Genomic DNA, 17,566 nt, shown 5'->3' on the forward strand with positions numbered 1-17,566 from the left:
CGCCGGGGTGCTGTCCGGAAGGGCACGCCCCTCCTGGCGGCGTTGCCACCTCCCTGTCCGGGGGCGCCGCGGTTGTCGGCCCGTTCCCGCGGCGCCGGACCGGGCTACGGCCGCTGCCCGTCCCCGCGCCAGTGGGCGGCGAAGGCGCGGGCCGGGTTGCCGACGAACAGCAGCTCGGCCACCTCCCGGCCCAGCCGCCGCTCCACCGCGGGGCGGAGCCCGCTCAGCAGGTACGGCATCCCAGGCCCCTCCCCGGTGGCGGCGCGGGCGGTCGCGGTCACCGTGTCACCGCCCAGCAGCAGCCGGTCGGCGTGTCCCGCCTCCACCAGCGCGGTCAGCACCTCGAACAGCCGCCAGTCGGTGGCGTGATGGGCCCGTGACGGGCCGTCGAACACCAGATGGGCCCCCGCCCGGGCGGCCTCCCGGTGGACCCACGGGTCGGGCGACCGGTTCAGGTGGCCGAGCAGCACCCGGGCGGGCGGCATACCGAGCCGCCCGCAGAGCAGCTCCAGGACGTCCAGCGCTCCGGTACCGGCTTCCAGATGGACCGCGACCGGAGCCCCCGTCGCGTGGTGCGCCTCCGCGGCGGCATGCAGTACCCGCCGGGCGTGCCCGTCGAGCCCGTGGAAGCCTCCGGCGACCTTGATCAGACCCGCCCGCACCGGCAGTGGATTCCCCTCCGGGGCGTCGTCGGGCGCCATCCCCACGGTCAGTTCGCGGACGAACAGCTCGGCAGGCGAGTCCAGGCGGCGCAGCAACTCCGGGGCGTAGTGCGCCGCTTGGTGCAGCCCGGTGGCGGCGACCACCCGCACCCCGGTGGCCCGGGACAGCCCGGCGAGCAGCCCGGCCCGCCGGCCCAGCGCGAACGGGGTCCACTGCACCACGGACCGCCCGCCCAGCGCGGCGAAGGAGCGCAGCTCGGCCGCCGCCGCGTCCGCGTCGTCCAGCTCCTGGCCGGGCAGCAGCGGCGAGTGGAGGAAGAGATGGTCGTGCGCGTCGCAGACGCCCAGCTCGGCGGGCGGCAGGTCCCCGAGGACGGTGCGGACGGCGAGCGGGCCCGGGTCGGCGGCGATCGTATGCGGCATGCACGGCAGTGTACATACCAGTAGGTACAGAACGGGTGCTGTGAGCCGCCCGCACCGTCCTGCCGGTGGCAGCCGCGCTGCTCGCCGGTGCCGGCCCGGTCCGGAGCGTCACCGCAGGCTGCGGGGCGCGCCGTACTCCGGAGGGCGCCCCTGGCCGCCCCCATGTGCTCGGCCCTACTCCCACGGCAGCAGGCCACGAGCCGACCGGTGCACGACGACGCGGGCCCCCTCCCGCGGCGAGTCTCGACGTATCGAGAACACCGCAGCGAGGAGCTGAGCCACCATGAACACACTTGCCGACATCGCCTACGACGGCGGCGGCCCCGGCCCGTGGATCCTGTTCTTCCCGCTCGTCTGGGCGGCCGTCGTGGCCGGAGTCGTTGTCCTGCTGCGCCGCACCGTCCTGCGCGGCCGCCGCTTCGGCCGCGGACGCGGGCCGTGGCAGCCGCGGCCTCTCCATGACGAGAACTCGCCGCTGCACCTGCTGGGACGGCGGTTCGCGGCGGGGGAGATCGACGAGGACGAGTACTGGCGCCGACTCTCCGTCCTGGACGAGGAGTTCGGCCACCGCAGGGGCGGAACGGGATGACCGCCCCGGCCGCTGTGCCGTCGGCGCCCTGTCCTGCTGTGGACGGGGGCGCGGACACCGTGTCCCGTGCACGGCACGCGGACGCCGGTGGCCACACGTCCGCCCGGTACGCACGACAGGCGCCGGGGCGGACGGCCGGATTTCCCACGGGCCGACGCCCCCGCGCGCCGGGCGGCGCGGCCCGTCCTGCGGCGGGCCGTCGTCACCGCGGCGCGGCGGGTGCCGCCCGCCCCCCTTGGGACCCCCGCCCGGTCAGCCCACGACGGTCGGCCGGGCCCGGGTCCCCTCCAGGCGCACGGCCGCCACCGTCACGGGGTCCACGGCACCCCGGGCGACCGGGGCGGGGGCGTTCAGGGTGTACGGGGCCACGGGGCGGGCCGGGGCCGCGGGCACCGCGGGCACGGGCGCCGGCAGCGAGAACCAGACCACCTTGCCGCCGTCGTCGTGCGGCCGCACCCCCCAGCTCTCGCTGACCGAGGCGACCAGTGCCAGGCCCCGCCCGCAGGTGGCGGCGAGGTCGGCGCCCCGCAGGCTCGGCACCCGCGGGTCGTTGTCCCGCACCGAGACGGTGAGCCGGTCCAGGAAGAACGTGATCTCGATGCTGCACTGCTTGTCCGGCTCGGCGTGCCGGTGGACATTGGTGAGCAGCTCGGTGACCCCGAGGGCCGCCGCGTCGATCAAGGGATCGAGATGCCAGTAGCGCAACTGCGCCGACAGAATTCTGCGGACCTGGCCGATCCGCGACGGCAGGGCCTGGAGCTCCACCGTGCAGTGCCTGCTGGGCTTACTGATCACGGACGACTCCCTGATGAGGTTCGGAAGACGAAGAACGCATTCAGTGCTGGCTGATGCTGTGCCCGGTCGGCCGGTGCGTCACCGCCGGTGAACCCTCAGTCACGTCCCACCAGAGTGAACCTGCAAGGGCCCACGCGCAACTCGCGCAACGGCTCAACTCCGCGCCGCGTGCCCGCCCGCCGTCCGCACCGCGTCGAGGAAGCGGTGGGCCGACGGCGGCCCCGCCTCGCCCGGTGCGGGGTCCTGCTCGCTGAGCGTCAGCAGATAGCGGGTGCCGTTGACGGTGGCCAGCGCACGGTCGCGGGTGGCGAACCACGGCTTGCCCGCCCGCACCAGATGCACCGGCGCACTGTCGATCTCACTGCCGTAGCTGGTCAGCAGGGTCAGCCTGCCGTCGCGGATGAGCACCTGACCCGCGCTGGTGAGCGGACGCAGCCAGCGCCCGATCCGGACCCCCGTCGCGGTGAACTCCTGCTCTGCCATGCCGCACCGTCCCCTTGGCGAAGAATGCGCCGTCCGCGCCCCCATTGTCCCCTCTCCTGCGCAGTCTGCCCGCGCCGGGGCCGGTGCGCCAGTGTCCCCCCTCTATGATGCGCAGGACCTGGCCGCACCGCTGCCGACCAGGGAAGATCATGAGGAGCGCGCCGGTGGGCACCACGAACCAGGGGCGGGCCGGCAAGCCGGTCGCGACTGTCGACATCGACCGCAGCGACCCGGAGTACCGGGCCTGGCTGAAGGAGGCCGTCCGCCGTGTGCAGGCGGATGCCAACCGGTCCGCCGACACCCATCTGCTGCGGTTCCCGCTGCCGGAGCAGTGGGGCATCGACCTGTACCTGAAGGACGAATCCACCCACCCCACCGGCAGTCTGAAGCACCGTCTGGCGCGCTCGCTCTTCCTCTACGGCCTCTGCAACGGCTGGATCCGCCCCGGCCGGCCGGTGATCGAGGCGTCCAGCGGCTCCACGGCGGTCTCCGAGGCGTACTTCGCGAAGCTGATCGGGGTGCCGTTCATCGCGGTGATGCCGCGCACCACCAGCCGGGAGAAGACCCGGCTCATCGAGTTCCACGGCGGCCGGTGTCATCTGGTGGACGAGCCCGGGACGGTCTACGAGGTCTCGGCCCGTCTGGCGGCGGAGACCGGCGGTCACTACATGGACCAGTTCACCTACGCCGAGCGGGCCACCGACTGGCGCGGCAACAACAACATCGCCGAGTCGATCTACCAGCAGATGCGCCGCGAGCGGTACCCCGAACCGGCCTGGATCGTCGCGACCGCCGGCACCGGCGGCACCTCGGCGACCATCGCCCGCTATGTGCGCTACATGCAGTACGACACCCTCGTCTGCGTGCCCGACCCGGAGAACTCCTGCTTCTTCGAGGGGTGGACGACCGGGGACTCCGGGGTGTCCAGCGACTCCGGCTCACGGATCGAGGGCATCGGCCGCCCGCGGATGGAACCGAGCTTCGTGCCCGGCGCGATCGACCGGATGATGAAGGTGCCGGACGCGGCCTCCGTCGCCGCGGTACGGGCCCTGGAACGGGCCATCGGCCGGCGCGCGGGCGGTTCCACCGGCACCGGACTGTGGAGCGCGTTGAAGATCGTCTCGGAGATGGTGGCCGAGGGGCGCACCGGCAGCGTGGTCACCCTGATCTGCGACCCGGGCGACCGCTACCTCGACAAGTACTACTCCGACGCCTGGCTGGAGTCCGAGGGCCTGGACATCACCCCGTACAGCGCGGCGATCGACTCGCTCCTGGCCACCGGCGTCTGGCCCTGAGCGACCGGGGCGGCTCCGACGCCGCCGGACCCGGCGGGCGTGCCGTCGGCCGGGTCCGGCGGCCTGCGGGGCGTCGGCGGCCGCCTCCGAGTGCGGTGCGGGGCCGACGGCTCAGGGCGCCGGGGCCGCTCCGGGCACCTCGGTGGACGGCTCTTCCACCGCGGTGGTTCGCGCCGTGGTGGGGGACTGCCGGGCCGTGGCGAGCGTCAGGAGCAGGGCCAGGAGACACAGCACCGCGGCGGGCAACCCGAGATAGCGGGCCTCCAGCCAGGCCAGGAGGGAGCCGCCGAGGCCACCGCCCAGGGAGATCCCCAGGTAGATGGCCGAGGAGTTGAGCCCCAGCAGGACGGGGGACGCGGCGGGGGCGTGCGCGACGAGGCGGTACTGGAGGGGGACCGTGGAGACGGACGCGCACGCGCCCCAGAGGGCGCTCCAGACCAGAGTGGTGCCCGTTCCGGCAGTCGCCCAGGGCCCGACGGCCAGTACGACGGCAGTGGCGAGCAACGTGACCGTCAGGATGCGGGTGGGGGCGAACCGGTCGCTGAGCCTGCCCGACACCAGGGTGCCGACAACGCTCCCGGCTCCGAAGAGCGAAAGGATCAGGGTGAGCCTGCCGACCGATCCGTGGGTGACGCCGGTCAGGGCGGCGGCGATGTAGGTGTACAGCAGATAGGTGCCCGCGAACAGCAGGACCGTGGTGAGGAGCGAGCCCACGATCCAGGGGCGGCGCAGCGGTGCGAACCGCTCGCGCAGCGTGCTCGCCGGCAGGACGACCCGCGGGAGTTTCACGGCGATGCCGGCCATGGCCAGCAGCCCCAGACCCGCGATCACCAGCAGGGTCAACCGCCAGTTCACCCCGCCGATCAAGGTGCCCAGCGGCAGACCCACCGCGGTCGAGGCACTCAGACCGCCCAGGACGACCGACATCGCCCAGCCCCTGCGGTCCGGCGGCGCCAGCGCCGCGGCCGTGCTGGACGCCACAGAGGTGATCATGCCGGCGCCCGCGGCGGTGAGGACCCGGGCAGCCAGGACGGCGGCGTAGACGGTGCCCAGAGCCGTGACGACGTTGCCCACGACGAAGATGCCCAGGGCCAGCAGGAGTGCGGTACGGCGGTCGAGCCCGCTGGTGAGCGTGCCCAGGACGGACGCCGACACGGCGAAGGTCAACGCGAAGACCGTCACCAACTGGCCCGCCACGGCGACCGTGACGTCCAGGTCGGCGGCGATGGCGGGCTGCAGTCCGGCGAGGACGAAGTTGTCGGTACCGACGGCGAAGGTAGCGGTGACCAGGGGAAGCAGGCGGAGGAGCACGTCACGTTCTCTTTCGGCGTCGGTCGGGGGAGAGGGAAGCGGCGGCCGACGGGGCGGAGGCCGCCCGAAGGGGCGCCGACGGGCCGTCACCCGCCGCACAGGCCGGCGGAGCACCGTCGGGGTGCGCGGGGCGGGCCACCGCCGGGTGCCCGCCGGCGGCCCGCGGCCGTCAGCGGTGCCGTGCGAGGAACTCGGTGATCAGCCCGGTCAGTTTCGTCACTTCCTCGAAGTGCAGTGCGTGCCCGGTGTCGAGCCACTCGACCTGCAGCGGCTTGAGGCCGGTGAGGAAGTCGTGCACCCGCTCGTTGTCCACCAGACGGTCCTTGCGGCCGAAGACGGCCAGCACCGGCACGTCGCCGATCCGCGCGAAGTCCGGCTCCGCCCGCTGGGCGAGCGCTCCCCAGGCCTCCACCATGCCCTTGGTGACCCGGGTGAGCCGCAGCTCGTCCTGCTCCACGAAGGCCTGCCACTCCGGCAGATCGGTGAAGTCGCTCGGCTGGAGCGGCACCTGCAGATAGGGACGGGTGGGCTCCGGCTCCAGCCCGAACTCCTCCACCACCGCGAAGGCCGCCTCCATCGACAGGCGGAGCACATCGCTGTAGCGCTCGTTGAAGTGGAATCCGGGAGCCAGGAGCAGCAGCGTGGAGATCACGCCCTTGCCCGCCACCTGGGCCGCGACGGACGAGGCGACCTGCCCGCCGAAGCACCAGCCCGCCAGGTGGACCCGTTCGTAGGATGCGGCGAGATGGCGGAGCAGTTCCTCGACGTCGTCGACGGCCCGGTCCGGGGACTCCAGGTGGCCGCGCTGGTCGTTCAGCCCGGAGCCCCGGCGGTCCATGGCGACGAAGGAGACCCCGGAGGCCGCGCCGATGGCCTCGGCGAGAGGGGCCTGCCACCCGGAGTGGCTCATGCCGCCGTGCAGCATGACGATGACGTCGTTGCCCTGGGGGGCGCCCCAGAGCCGGTAGTGGGTGAGATGGCCGTCGGACTGCTCGAAGGTGTGCACGTGCTCGGTGGTGTCGCGGATCGCGGCATGGGTCGCCATGGTGTCCTGTTCTCCTTGGGTGCGGTCTCCGCCGGCCGGCGCCGTGCGGGCGCCGGCCGACGGTGAGGTGTCACGGGTTGTCGGATGCGGCAGCGCAGGCCCAGGCCTCCACCTCGACCAGGTACTCCGGTGCGGCGAGAGCGGATACGAAGACCACGGTCATGCAGGGCCGGTGCCCGCCGGCCCACTCGGTGAGCACGGCGCGCCTGCTCGGGGCGTCCAGGTCGCCGACCAGATAGAGGGTCAGCTTGACCACATCGGCCACGCTCATCGAGGCCGCCTCCAGCTGGGCGCGGAGGTTGGCGAGCGCCAGCTCCAGCTGGGCGGCTCCGTCCACGGGCACCTCACCGGACGCGCTCCGGCCGATCTGTCCCGAGACCGCGAGCCACCGGGGGGTGCCCGTGACCTCGATCTGGTGGGTGTAGCCCGCGATGGGCGGGTGGACGGAGGGCGGGTTGCGGAAGGTCTTCAACGGTTCTCCTCCTCGTCGCGCGCGGTGCGCCGGGCCACCGCGTCGCGCAGCCGGGCGGTCTCGGGGCTGTCGGCGGTCGACGGTGCGTCCTGGTGGAAGGCGAGGGACGTGAGCACCGCCTGGTACAGCCGTGCTATCAGCTCCAGGACGTCCTGGGGCACGATCCGGCCATCGGCGTTGAGCGTGACGACCACCTGCTCCTGCCGCAGGTCGCGGCCGACGTTGACCAGCAGGGGGACATCGGTGTGCTCGAACCACCGCAGGCCGGTGACGGGCCCGCCGCCGCCCCCCGCCGCGTCACCCGCCACCTCGGCATAGGCCTGGAACTCGGTGTAGTTGAACAGTGCGGAGAACACCTGGTCCCGGCCCAGCTCCTCCCGGATGGCGGCGAGCGGAAGACGCCGGTGGGCCAGTCTCCGCCCGTCCTGCTCGAACACCTCGCGCACGACATCGGTCCAGCTCTCCCCGCTGAACCGGGCGCGGTGCGGCAGGAAGTTCAGGAACATGCCCAGCACCCGGTCCCCGCCCTCGACACCGGCGCGGCCGTGGGCGAAGACACCACTGACCACGTCGTCGCTGCCGACGGCCAGGGCCAGCGTCCGCAGATGGCCCGCGAGCAGCAGGTGCTTGAACGGCACCCCGGTCCGGCCGGCCAGGTCCTGCAGCGCCGCCCGGTGCCCGGCGTCCAGGACGAACCGGGTCTCCGACCAGCGTGAACCGGTGCCGTCAGGGGCGAAGCCGGGCAGGTCCGTCCCGGGGTGGTCCGCCAGCAACTCCCTCCAGTAGGAGCGGGATTCCTCGGAAGCGCGGGCGGTGAGCTCCTCGCGCACATGGTCGCGGTATCCGACCTCCGGCGGGACGGGCAGTGGTTCCTCCCTGCCGTCGAGGGCCGCCGCGTACGCCTGGACGAGGTCCCGGACGAACAGCGACAGACTCCAGCCGTCGACGATCGCATGGTGGAAGCTCAGGGACAGGGTGAACCGGTCCGGGCCCCTGCGGTGGGCGAAGAACCGGATCAGCTCCGGCCGGCTCCAGTCGAAGCCGGTGCCCTTCTCGCTCTCGAACCATGCGTCGAAGACCTCCTGCCCGTCCGGCTGTTCGAGGTCGTGCACGCTCAGTCGCGGCTCGACGGCCTCGTACACCAGTTGCAGCGGTACCGCGTATCCGTCCCGGGCGAACGCCGTTCGGAACGTCTCGTGCGCGTTCACCCGCGGCCCGAGCACCCGGCGCAGTACGGCCTCGTCCAGCGGCAGGGCCAGCTCGTAGCTGAAGACGTCGTGGTAGGCGGCCTGGGCCGGCTCCCGCTCGGTCGCCCGGATCATGTCCCACTGGAGTGCGGTCACGGGATAGGCGTCGACCACCCCCGCAGGGAAGGCCGACCCCGGCTCGCCGACCAGTTCGAACGGGCGCAGCGGAGTGGCAGGGGCGGTCGGCGTCTCCTCGGCGGCCTCCTCGGCGCGCCGGGCCAGTTCACGCACGGTCCGCAGACCGATGACATCGCTCATCCGCAGCCCCGGGCTGACCTTGCGGGCTTTGGCCAGGATCCGGATCGAGGTGATGGAGTCCACCCCGCGCTCGAGATAGTTCTCGTCGATCCCCACGTGGGTCACGCCGATGGCCTGCGCGATGATCTCGGCGATCCGGCGCTCCATGCCGGTCGCGGCACCGTACGGATCCCCGCCCGGTGGAGCGTCCGCCGGACGGGAGCCGGTCGGCACCGCGCCACCGGGTACCGGGGCGGCGGGCCGCTCGGCCCGCTCCGGCCGGGTGCCCCCGGCCGGAGCGGTGTCCGCCGTCCGGAGCTCCGACGCCAGCGAGGTGAGGGCCGTCAGACAGGTGTCGAGATACCGCTCGGCGACCGCGGTGCCGACCCGCGCCGCATCGTAGTTGACCTGGAGCCCCATCCGGCCGGTGAACTGGTCCCGGTGGACGTGCACCACAGCGGGGAAGTCGGTCAGCTCGAAGTAGCGCGCTCCCGTGATGCGGACCCTGCCCCCGCCGTCGCTGCTCGCATAGACATGGAAGTCGGTGTAGTTGAAGACCACGTCGAACAGTGCGTCCGTGCCGGATGACCGCAGCGTCTCGGCCAGCGGCCGGCGCCGGTGCGGCAGCAGCTGCTGCTCGCGCTCGAAGACCTGGCGGACCAGGTCGATGGCGTGCCCCTCACCGGTGTCGACCGGGAACGGCAGGGTGTTGAGGAACAGCCCCGCCAGATCCTCCGCGCCCGGCACCTCCGGCCGGCCGTTGGTCACCAGACCGGAAACGACCTCCGTGCGCCCGACGAGCCGGCTCAGCGCGGTGCAGTGCGCCGCCAGATAGAGCGCCTTCGCCGGCACGCCGAGCCGGTCCGCGCAGGCCCGCAGGGACGCTTCGAGGGGGCCGTCGACCGTGCGCCCGGCCGTCGCCGGCCGCATCGGGCCGGACTTGCCCGCAGGCCCGCCGGGCAGCGCGGTGGGCGTCCGCCCCGCCAGCAGCTCCGACCAGAACCGGGCGGTCTCCGGGCTGTTCACCGCCGCGCGCTCCAGGGCGACGTAGTGGCCGTAGCCGACCGACTCCGGTCGCGGCTCCGGGCGGTGGCCGTCGAGCAGATCCGCGTAGACCTGCCGCAGCTCCTCCAGCACCAGCGCCACGCTCCAGCCGTCGAGCACCGCGTGATGGAAGGAGATCGCCACATTCATCGCGTCCGCCGAGCGGAGGTGCGCCCGGAAGCGCACCAGCGGCCGGCCGAAGTCGAACGGGCGGCGCTTCTCCTCCTCGACCCAGGCTTCCACCGCCCGGTCCTGCGCGTCCCGGTCGAGCCCCGAGACATCGGTGACGCCGACCGGCACGGCGGCCCGGTCGTGCACGATCTGCAGTGGCTCGCGGTAGTTCTCCAGATCGAAGGTGGACCGCAGCTGCGGCCGGTGCTCCACGACCCGGTGCACCGCCTCCTCGAACAGCTCGGGGCGGACCGTACCGACGAACTCGTAATCGAAGATGTCGTGGTAGACGGACGAGTCCTCGTGCAGCAGCGTGTGGAAGACCATCCCCGACTGCAGGGTGGCGAGGGGCCAGGCGTCCACCGCGCTCCTGGGCAGCCGTTCCCGGTCCTCGGCGTCGAGCAGGGCCGACGGGGAGACGGCAGGCAGCGCCGCCGCGCCGGACTGCCTGGTCAGCGTCTCGGCCAGGCGGCGGATCGTCGGACGGGCGAAGACGTCGCGCAACTCGGCCGCGTAGCCGAGCTCCCGCAGCCGGGCGACCACCCGGATGCTCAGAATGGAGTCACCTCCGCTGCGGAAGAAGTTGGCGTCCACGTCCAGCTCGTCCGGGTCGAGCACCTCGCGCCAGACCCGGGCGACGTCGTGCTCCTCCGGCGTGGACGGCGGCGTCCCCGGCAGGATCTCTCCGGGGGCCTGCGCGAACGGCGCGGGCAGCGCCCGGCGGTCCAGCTTGCCGTTGGGCGTGGTCGGGATCCGCGGTATCTCCACGATGACCTGCGGCAGCATGAACTCGGGGAGCCGTTGGGCGAGGTGGTCGCGGATCACCTGCTGGTCGAACTCGGCCGAGACCACGTACCCCACCAGGGCCCGGCTCTTCCCGACCTCTCTCAGCACCACCGCCGCGTCCTTGACCGACGGGGTCTCCAGCAGGGCGGCCGTGACCTCCTCGGGCTCGATGCGGACACCGCGCAGCTTGATCTGGTTGTCGATGCGCCCCATGTACTGGATCTGACCGTCCGGCAGGAATCGGGCGAGATCCCCGGTGCGGTAGAGCCGGTCCTCGGGTCCGGTCGCGTACGGATCCTTCAGGAAGACGGTGCGGGTGAGCTCGTCCCGCCCGTGGTAGCCCGCGGCCACGCCCACACCGCCGATGCACAACTCGCCCGGGACACCGATCGGCTGGAGCTGCTGCTGCCGGTCCATCACGTACAGCCGGATGTTGGCGATCGGCTTGCCGATGGGCACGACGGAGCCCGGGTAGTCCGGGGTGCAGGGCCAGTGCGACACGTCGATCGCGGCTTCCGTGGGGCCGTACAGGTTGTGCAGACCGCAGTCGAGCGTGGCGGTGAACTTCTCCACCGCCTTGAAGGGCAGTGCCTCACCGCTGCAGATCACCCGGCGCAGGGAGCCGCAGTACGCGCCGAGCTCTTCCTCTTCGAGGAAGACGTTGAGGATCGACGGGATGAAGTGCACGGTGGTGATCCGGCGGTCGTGGACGACCCGCTTCATGTAATCGGCGTCGCGGTGTCCGCCGGGCCGGGCCACCACGATCCGGGCGCCGAACATCAGCGGCCAGAAGAACTCCCACACCGAGACGTCGAAGCTGAACGGGGTCTTCTGCAGAACCCGGTCCTCGGCGGTCAGTCCGAACGCTTCCTGCATCCACCAGAGACGGTTGAAGAGCGAGACGTGCCGGTTGACGACCCCCTTGGGACGGCCCGTCGACCCGGAGGTGTAGATCATGTAGACCGGGGAGTCGGGCGAGAGGTCCCGCACGGGGGCGCTGTCGTCCTCGGACCGCTCGGCGTCCCCGGGCAGCACCAGCAGCTCGGCACCGCTGTCCGCGACGGCCGCCCGGTGCTGCTCCTGGGTCAGGATCAGGGAGAGCTGAGCGTCCTCGATCATGAAGGCGACGCGGTCGGCCGGATACTCCGGGTCGACCGGAACGTAGGCGCACCCGGCCTTCACCACGGCGATCAGAGCGATGACCATCTCGAGCGAGCGCTCCATGTAGACGCCCACGAACGGACCGGACGCGGGGGCCCGGCGCGCCTGGAGGAGCCGGGCCACCTGGTTGGCCCGCCGGTTGAGGCCGTCGTAGGTCAGCGAGCGGCCCTCGAACTCGACGGCGACGGCGTCCGGGGTGCGGCGGACCTGCTCCTCGATGGTGTCGATGACCGTGGACCACGGGTATTCGGCCGTGGTGGCGTTCCAGGCGTCGAGGATCCGGCGCCGCTCGTCGTCGGGCACGAACGGGACGGTGGCGATCGGCGTGTCGATGTCGGACGCCAGCGCCTCGACGAGGCAGGCGTAGTGCCGCAGCATCCGCTCGACGGTGCCCGGGTCGAAGAGATCGGTGTTGAACTCGGCCTCGAGCTCGTAGTGGTCGTCGCCCTCGGCGACGTACAGCAGCAGGTCGAACTTGGCAGCTGCCCGGGTCACCCGGTACGGCTCGGCGGTCACCGCGGGGCCCAGGTCCAGGCCCGGCCGGCGGCCCAGCAGGGTGAGCATGGTCTGGAAGACCGGGTTGTGGCTGGGGTCGCGCTCGATGTCCAGGCTGTCGAGGACCTTGGGGTAGGGCACGTCCCCGTCGTCGATCATCCGGTCGGCGGCCTCGTCCGCCCGGGCCAGCAGCTGGCGGAAGGTCGTGTCCGGGTCGGTGTCCAGCGTGAGCACCGCGGTGTTGACGAAGCAGCCGACCGCACCGAGGGAGACCTCGTCGGGCCGGTTCAGGACGGTGGTGGCGATGTTCACCGCCTCCTCGCCGGTGTACCGGTGGAGCAGCGCCGCGTACGCCGCCAGCAGCACGGAGAACTCCGTGCTGCGGCACTCCCGGCGGCACACGTCCAGGAGGGACCCGATCCGCGGCTTCGGGACGCTCACCGTGACGCCGGATCCGGTGAAGGTCTGCATCGGCGGGCGGGGCCGGTCCAGCGGGAGGTGCAGCAGTTCGGGCCCGGACTCCAGGGCGTCCCTCCAGCGGCCGGTCTTCTCGGCGAGGGCGCCGCTCTCCCACGCCTCGCGCGAGGCCCGGGCGACATCGGTGAAGCGGACGGCGGGCTCCGCCGGCACCGCCCGGCCGGCGACTCCGAGCTGCGACGCGTAGCGGGCGCCCAGCTCGTCGAGCACGATGCCGTTGCTCCAGGCGTCGGTCGCGATGTGGTGGAACGTCAGGCCGAGCAGGCTCTCCTCGCCCGGAAGCCGCACGAGCAGGGCGCGCAGCGGGAGGTCCGCAGCGAGGTCGAACCGGCGGCGGTAGTGCCGGGACAGGAGCTCGGCGCCCCGGGAGCGCGCCTCCTCGGTCCCCGACTGCCGCAGATCGACGACCTCCAGCAGATCGGGCGCGTCGTCCCGGACGACCGCGCGCAGCCCCTCGGCCGTCTCCACGGCATGGGTGCGCAGCGCCTCGTGCCGGGCGACCGTGTCGCGCAGCGCGGTCCCCAGGGCACCGGCGTCCACGGCGCCGGTCAGGAGGAAGGCCAGCGGTTCGTTGTAGGCGGGGCCGTCGGTCTGCGACATCCGGTCCAGGAGCCACAGGCTCTCCTGGGTGTACGACAGGGGGAGTCCGGGCCGGTCGACCGCCTGGAGGTTCTCGCGCTCAGGCAGGTTGTGCACGTGCGAAGTCCTTCCGGTATGCCCAGCCCACACCGCTCGGCGGCAACTGAGATCGTCAGCAGGGGCTGGGTGATGCAGGGCGGGAGGTGCGGTCAGACGGCGGCGGAGGCCCGGCCGCGGAGGAGATCCGCCAGAGCGGCAGGCGATTCGGCCCGCAGCACGTCCGACGGGCGGACCGGCCGGTCCAGCCGCTCCTTGAGCAGATGGGCCACCCGCATCGCCAGCAGCGAGTTGCCGCCCAGTTCGACGAAGCCGGCGTCCGGGGCCGGATCGGACCCGTCGAGCACCGTGCGCAGGGCCTCGCACACCGCGGCGTACACCGGGTCCGCGGTGCGGGTCTCCTGCCGGTCCGCCGCGGCGGCCGCGTCCCGCTGCGCCAGCGCGCCGAGCATGGCGGCCCGGTCGGCCTTGCCGGTGTGCCCCACGGGCAGTTCGGTGAGCACGACCCACCGGCTGGGGAGCATGTAGTCGGGCAGGTCGGCGCCGAGCCGCTCGGCCAGCGAGCACCGCAGGCCGGCGTCGTCGGCCTCGTGCGGCGCCGCGTCGGAGCGGCCCGGGAGCACGAAGGCGACGAGCCTCGCCGACGCGCCCTCGCCCACCTTCTCCACGAACGCCGCGTCGACCAGTCCGGTCCCGACGACGGTCTGCTCGATCTCCTCCAGCTCGATCCGGAATCCGCGCAGTTTGACCTGGCGGTCCCGCCTGCCGGTCATCTCCAGGGCTCCCGAGGGCAGCTCGCGGACGAGGTCCCCGGTCCGGTAGACCCGGTGGCCGTCGGGCCCGGTGACGAACCGCTCGGCCGTCAGTTCGGGGCGGTGCAGATACTCCGATGCCACTCCGGGGCCTCCGAGGCACAGCTCGCCGACCTCGCCCGGGGCGGTCGGCCGCAGCGTCTCGTCCAGTACGTACAGGCTGGTCTGCTGGAGCGCGTGGCCGATGGGCACCCGCCGCAGGCCGGCCAGGCTCTCCTCGGTGCACTCGAAGTACGTCGCGAACGAGGTGCCCTCGGTCGGCCCGTAGCCGTTCACCAGCCGGGCGGGCGGACGCTCGGCCAGCACCCGGCGCACCGCGGCGAGGTCCAGCTGCTCGCCGCCCACCACGAGGTCGCGCAGGGAGCCGAAGGCCCCCGGCCGCTCCCAGGCGACGGTGTGGAACAGCGAGGTGGTGAGGAACATCGTCGTGATGTCCTCCTTCTCCAGCAGTGCCAGCCAGTCGTTCATGTCGAGGCCGGAGAGCGCGGGGAAGGGGACGACGACCGCGCCGGAGCAGAGGGCGCCCCAGACCTCCGATGTCGTCACGTCGAAGGCCGGGTTGCAGGTCTGCGCGACCCGGTCGCCCGGTTCGATCACGCAGTAGTTCGGAGCGGTGACCAGCCGCACCACAGCGCGGTGCGGGATGACCACGCCCTTGGGCCGGCCGGTGGACCCCGAGGTGTAGGTGACGTACACCCGGTCCTCTCCGTTCGCGGAGACCGTGGGGACGGCGTGCGCGGGCCGGCGGTCCGGCACCCTCAGCACGGGCACGTCCAGTCCCGAGGCGCGTGTTCCGGACGGACCGGCGAGCACCGCGGCGGCCCCCGACTCCCCGACGATGCCGGTCACCCGCTCGACCGGTGCCTGGATGTCCAGCGGGAGGTAGGCGGCACCGGCCCGCACGATGCCGAGTAACGCCACGATCAGGTCCGCCGAGCGCGGGAGGTCGACCGCGACCAGATCGCCGTGCCCGACGCCGCTGCCGTGCAGTTCGGCGGCGACCCAACCCGCCCGCTCCCACAGCTCACGGTAGGTGTGGGCCACTTCGGTCAGCGGTTCGCGCACCGCGAGGGCATCCGGACGGCTCCGTACCCACTGCTCCACCAGATCTGCGACGCCGAGGGGAGCCGGCCCGGGAGCCTGGGCATCCCGGCCGGACGGCGTCGAATTTCCCGTGGATGAGGTGGAGGATATTCCGTCGAGGTAATTCCCCATGTATTCTTGGTATTCCAATCGTGTGCCTGCAGCGTCGCTGCAATGAACTCGTGTCGAACTGCTGCAACAGCGCACCCGCGCACGCTCATTTCCGGTTTGCGGCAGGGTGGGCCGCACGTCGGAACAGGGTGAAGTGGGTGACGTCGGTGCAGCTCAGCGACCGAATGGCGTGATGGTCCGCAGATGGGAACAGCGGCCCGGGAAGAAATGCCGCGATACGGCGAAACCTAGGACCCGGCGAGCGTGGAATGAAGAGCGGCTCGCAGTGAATTCATGTGACCTACCCCCGTGTAAGTAACTCGGCACTGATGTTACAAACGGCGATTTCGCAGGGGCAAGTGGAATCCGGCCATTCCCTGGCGCCTGATTTGTTCGGAAAACGCGGCGCGCCGGAGTTGCTCTTCGTGATCACCTGTGGTCGAGGGAGCGCCGGTAACCGGGGGAAACGCCGGCTCGTGGCTGAAAGGTGACCATGCCGCGCGACGCCCGGCGGCCCCGCCCGGCTGGACGGGATGCGGACGCCTGAACGGGGGTGGCGTCGCAGGGCCGGCCCGGCGGTCCCTGTGGTGCGAATCCGGAACGCCCCGTCGACGGCGTTTCGCCGGGGAAACGGGCCTCGCCGGCCCGGGCCGGGGACGGGCGCCGGGTCGGCGACCGGTCCCCGGCCCGGCCTACGCCGCGCCGCCCGCCATGAGCCGCCGGTCGAGAGTGCGCACAGCGGTGCGGAAGGCGTGACCCAGCCCGGGCCGGAGCAGCCGCAGGGCGAACCGGAGCGGCGCGGAGCCGTCGGCGGCGAACGTCCACTGCACCTCGGTGCCCGCCCCGTCCGCGGTCAGCCGCCACTCCTCCAGCAGGGCGCCCAGGGCGGGGGCATTGGTCGTGTCGGCCCGGTACGCATAGCGGTCCGGGGCCTCCGCGGCCATGATCGTCTCGGCGAAGCGGACACCGCCCCGCAGCCGGACCTCCCGGCCCCGGCCGCCGTCCGTCGGCCGGACCGCGGCCACGGCGCGGAACCACCGCGGCCAGCCGGTGACGTCCTCCGCGAGCGCCCGGTGCAACGCCTCGGGCGGCGCGGCCGTGCCGGTCCGGAAGACCAGCCGCACCGGGGCGGTGCGCACGAAGTCGAGGTCCACGGGACGGAGTCGGCGGGCCATGGGGCCTGCACCTCCAGGGGTGTCTGCCATACGGACGGGGCGGACACCATAGCGGCCGGACCGTCAGATGTCTTCGGGTCCGGACTCGCCCGCGACCACCAGCTGCGGCAGATGCTCGGAGATCTCCGCCCGGGCCGCGGCCGGCAGCCCCGCGTCCGTCACCATCGCGTCGACGTCGTCCAGCGAGGCGAACGAACTCAGCCCCACCGTCCCCCACTTGGTGTGATCCGCCACCACCACGACCCGGCGCGCGGAACGCACGAACCGGCGGTTCGTCTCCGCCTCGGCGAGGTTCGGCGTCGACAGCCCGGCCTCCACCGATATCCCGTGCACCCCGAGGAACAGCACATCGAAGTGGAGCGAGCGGATGGCCTGGTCGGCGACCGGCCCCACCAGCGAGTCCGACGGGGTGCGGACCCCGCCCGTCAGCACCACCGTCGCCGGGCCGGGCCGCTGCGCCGCCCCGCCGTGCGAGGCCGCGCGCTGCGCCGTGTGGAACACGTCCGCCACCCGCACGGAGTTGGTCACCACCGTCAGGTCCGGCACGTCCAGCAGATGGTGGGCCAGCGCGAACGTGGTCGTCCCCCCGGACAGGGCGATGGCGCTGCCCGGGGCCACCAGCGGCGCCGCGGCCCGCGCGATGTCCTCCTTGGCGCTCTGCTCCAGGCCCGACTTCGCCTCGAAGCCCGGCTCGTGGGTGCTCGCCTCGGCGACCGGCACCGCACCGCCGTGCACCTTCTCCAGCACACCCTGCCGGGCGAGGGTGTCCAGGTCCCGACGGACCGTCATGTCCGAGACGTTGAGCTTCCGGGTCAGCTCGTTGACCCGCGCCCCGCCCCGCCGCCGCACCTCGTCGAGGATCAGGGCCCGTCGCTGTTCCGCGAGGAGATTCTGGTTGTCGCTCACCCCGGCCCGTCCCTTCCGACCGTTGATCATTCCGGCCCGTCCGCCTTCATCCTCCCATGGGCCTGCGACAACCGTGCAGGCGAGCGCCCTTGTGCCCACCCGTGCTCCCGTGCGCCGGTCCCTCGCATCACGATCCGGCCTCTCCTGACG

Annotated in this window: 12 protein-coding genes; 2 read left to right on the top strand and 10 right to left on the bottom strand. The window is 72.7% G+C overall.

Translation table 11 applies throughout. The features are described 5' to 3' along the window. Positions 1–104 precede the first annotated feature (104 nt). The gene (locus AC3EQ1_RS05635) at positions 105–1,085 is read right to left on the bottom strand and encodes a phosphotriesterase family protein (protein WP_432093141.1); all 981 of its coding nucleotides are present in this window, start codon (positions 1,083–1,085) and stop codon (positions 105–107) included. Positions 1,086–1,368: 283 nt separating this feature from the next. Between AC3EQ1_RS05635 and AC3EQ1_RS05640 the strand changes: the two genes are divergently transcribed. Next, positions 1,369–1,674, top strand: a complete 306-nt coding sequence (locus AC3EQ1_RS05640) for an SHOCT domain-containing protein (protein ID WP_432093142.1) — start codon at positions 1,369–1,371, stop codon at positions 1,672–1,674. A gap of 252 nt (positions 1,675–1,926) precedes the next feature. On the opposite strand, the gene AC3EQ1_RS05645 is transcribed toward AC3EQ1_RS05640, so the two are convergent. Beyond that, a complete protein-coding gene (locus AC3EQ1_RS05645; RefSeq protein WP_432093143.1) occupies positions 1,927–2,469 on the bottom strand; it encodes an ATP-binding protein in 543 nt (180 codons plus the stop codon). Between the two features lie 153 nt (positions 2,470–2,622). Further along, complete coding sequence (locus tag AC3EQ1_RS05650) at positions 2,623–2,952, bottom strand: hypothetical protein (protein WP_388860459.1); 330 nt, start codon at positions 2,950–2,952, stop codon at positions 2,623–2,625. Between the two features lie 149 nt (positions 2,953–3,101). Here AC3EQ1_RS05650 and cds1 point away from each other — a divergent pair, with 149 nt between their 5' ends. Further along, positions 3,102–4,247: an L-cysteine desulfhydrase Cds1 gene (cds1, locus tag AC3EQ1_RS05655; protein ID WP_432093144.1), complete on the top strand. Its 1,146-nt coding sequence runs from the start codon at positions 3,102–3,104 to the stop codon at positions 4,245–4,247. Positions 4,248–4,358: 111 nt separating this feature from the next. Here the strand turns inward: cds1 and AC3EQ1_RS05660 are convergent, their stop codons facing one another. The 7 genes from AC3EQ1_RS05660 to AC3EQ1_RS05690 all read right to left on the bottom strand — a co-directional run bounded on the left by AC3EQ1_RS05660 (position 4,359) and on the right by AC3EQ1_RS05690 (position 17,416). Then, complete coding sequence (locus tag AC3EQ1_RS05660; protein WP_432093145.1) at positions 4,359–5,558, bottom strand: MFS transporter; 1,200 nt, start codon at positions 5,556–5,558, stop codon at positions 4,359–4,361. 169 nt (positions 5,559–5,727) lie between these two features. After that, a complete protein-coding gene (locus AC3EQ1_RS05665) occupies positions 5,728–6,603 on the bottom strand; it encodes an alpha/beta fold hydrolase (protein WP_432093146.1) in 876 nt (291 codons plus the stop codon). Positions 6,604–6,673: 70 nt separating this feature from the next. Then, positions 6,674–7,075, bottom strand: a complete 402-nt coding sequence (locus tag AC3EQ1_RS05670) for a RidA family protein (protein ID WP_432093147.1) — start codon at positions 7,073–7,075, stop codon at positions 6,674–6,676. Continuing rightward, positions 7,072–13,389, bottom strand: coding sequence for an amino acid adenylation domain-containing protein (locus AC3EQ1_RS05675; protein ID WP_432093148.1), 6,318 nt, complete (start codon positions 13,387–13,389; stop codon positions 7,072–7,074). Before AC3EQ1_RS05675 ends, AC3EQ1_RS05670 begins: the two co-directional genes overlap by 4 nt. Before the next feature lie 92 nt (positions 13,390–13,481). Beyond that, positions 13,482–15,356, bottom strand: coding sequence for a non-ribosomal peptide synthetase (locus AC3EQ1_RS05680; protein WP_432093149.1), 1,875 nt, complete (start codon positions 15,354–15,356; stop codon positions 13,482–13,484). A gap of 671 nt (positions 15,357–16,027) precedes the next feature. Next, positions 16,028–16,510 (bottom strand): SRPBCC family protein, encoded by a 483-nt coding sequence (locus AC3EQ1_RS05685; protein ID WP_432093150.1) that lies wholly within the window; start codon positions 16,508–16,510, stop codon positions 16,028–16,030. Between the two features lie 63 nt (positions 16,511–16,573). Next, entirely contained in the window at positions 16,574–17,416 is an 843-nt protein-coding gene (locus tag AC3EQ1_RS05690; RefSeq protein ID WP_388860450.1) for a DeoR/GlpR family DNA-binding transcription regulator, read from the bottom strand. Positions 17,417–17,566: the final 150 nt, after the last annotated feature.

The organism is Streptomyces sp. bgisy100, assembly GCF_057709105.1.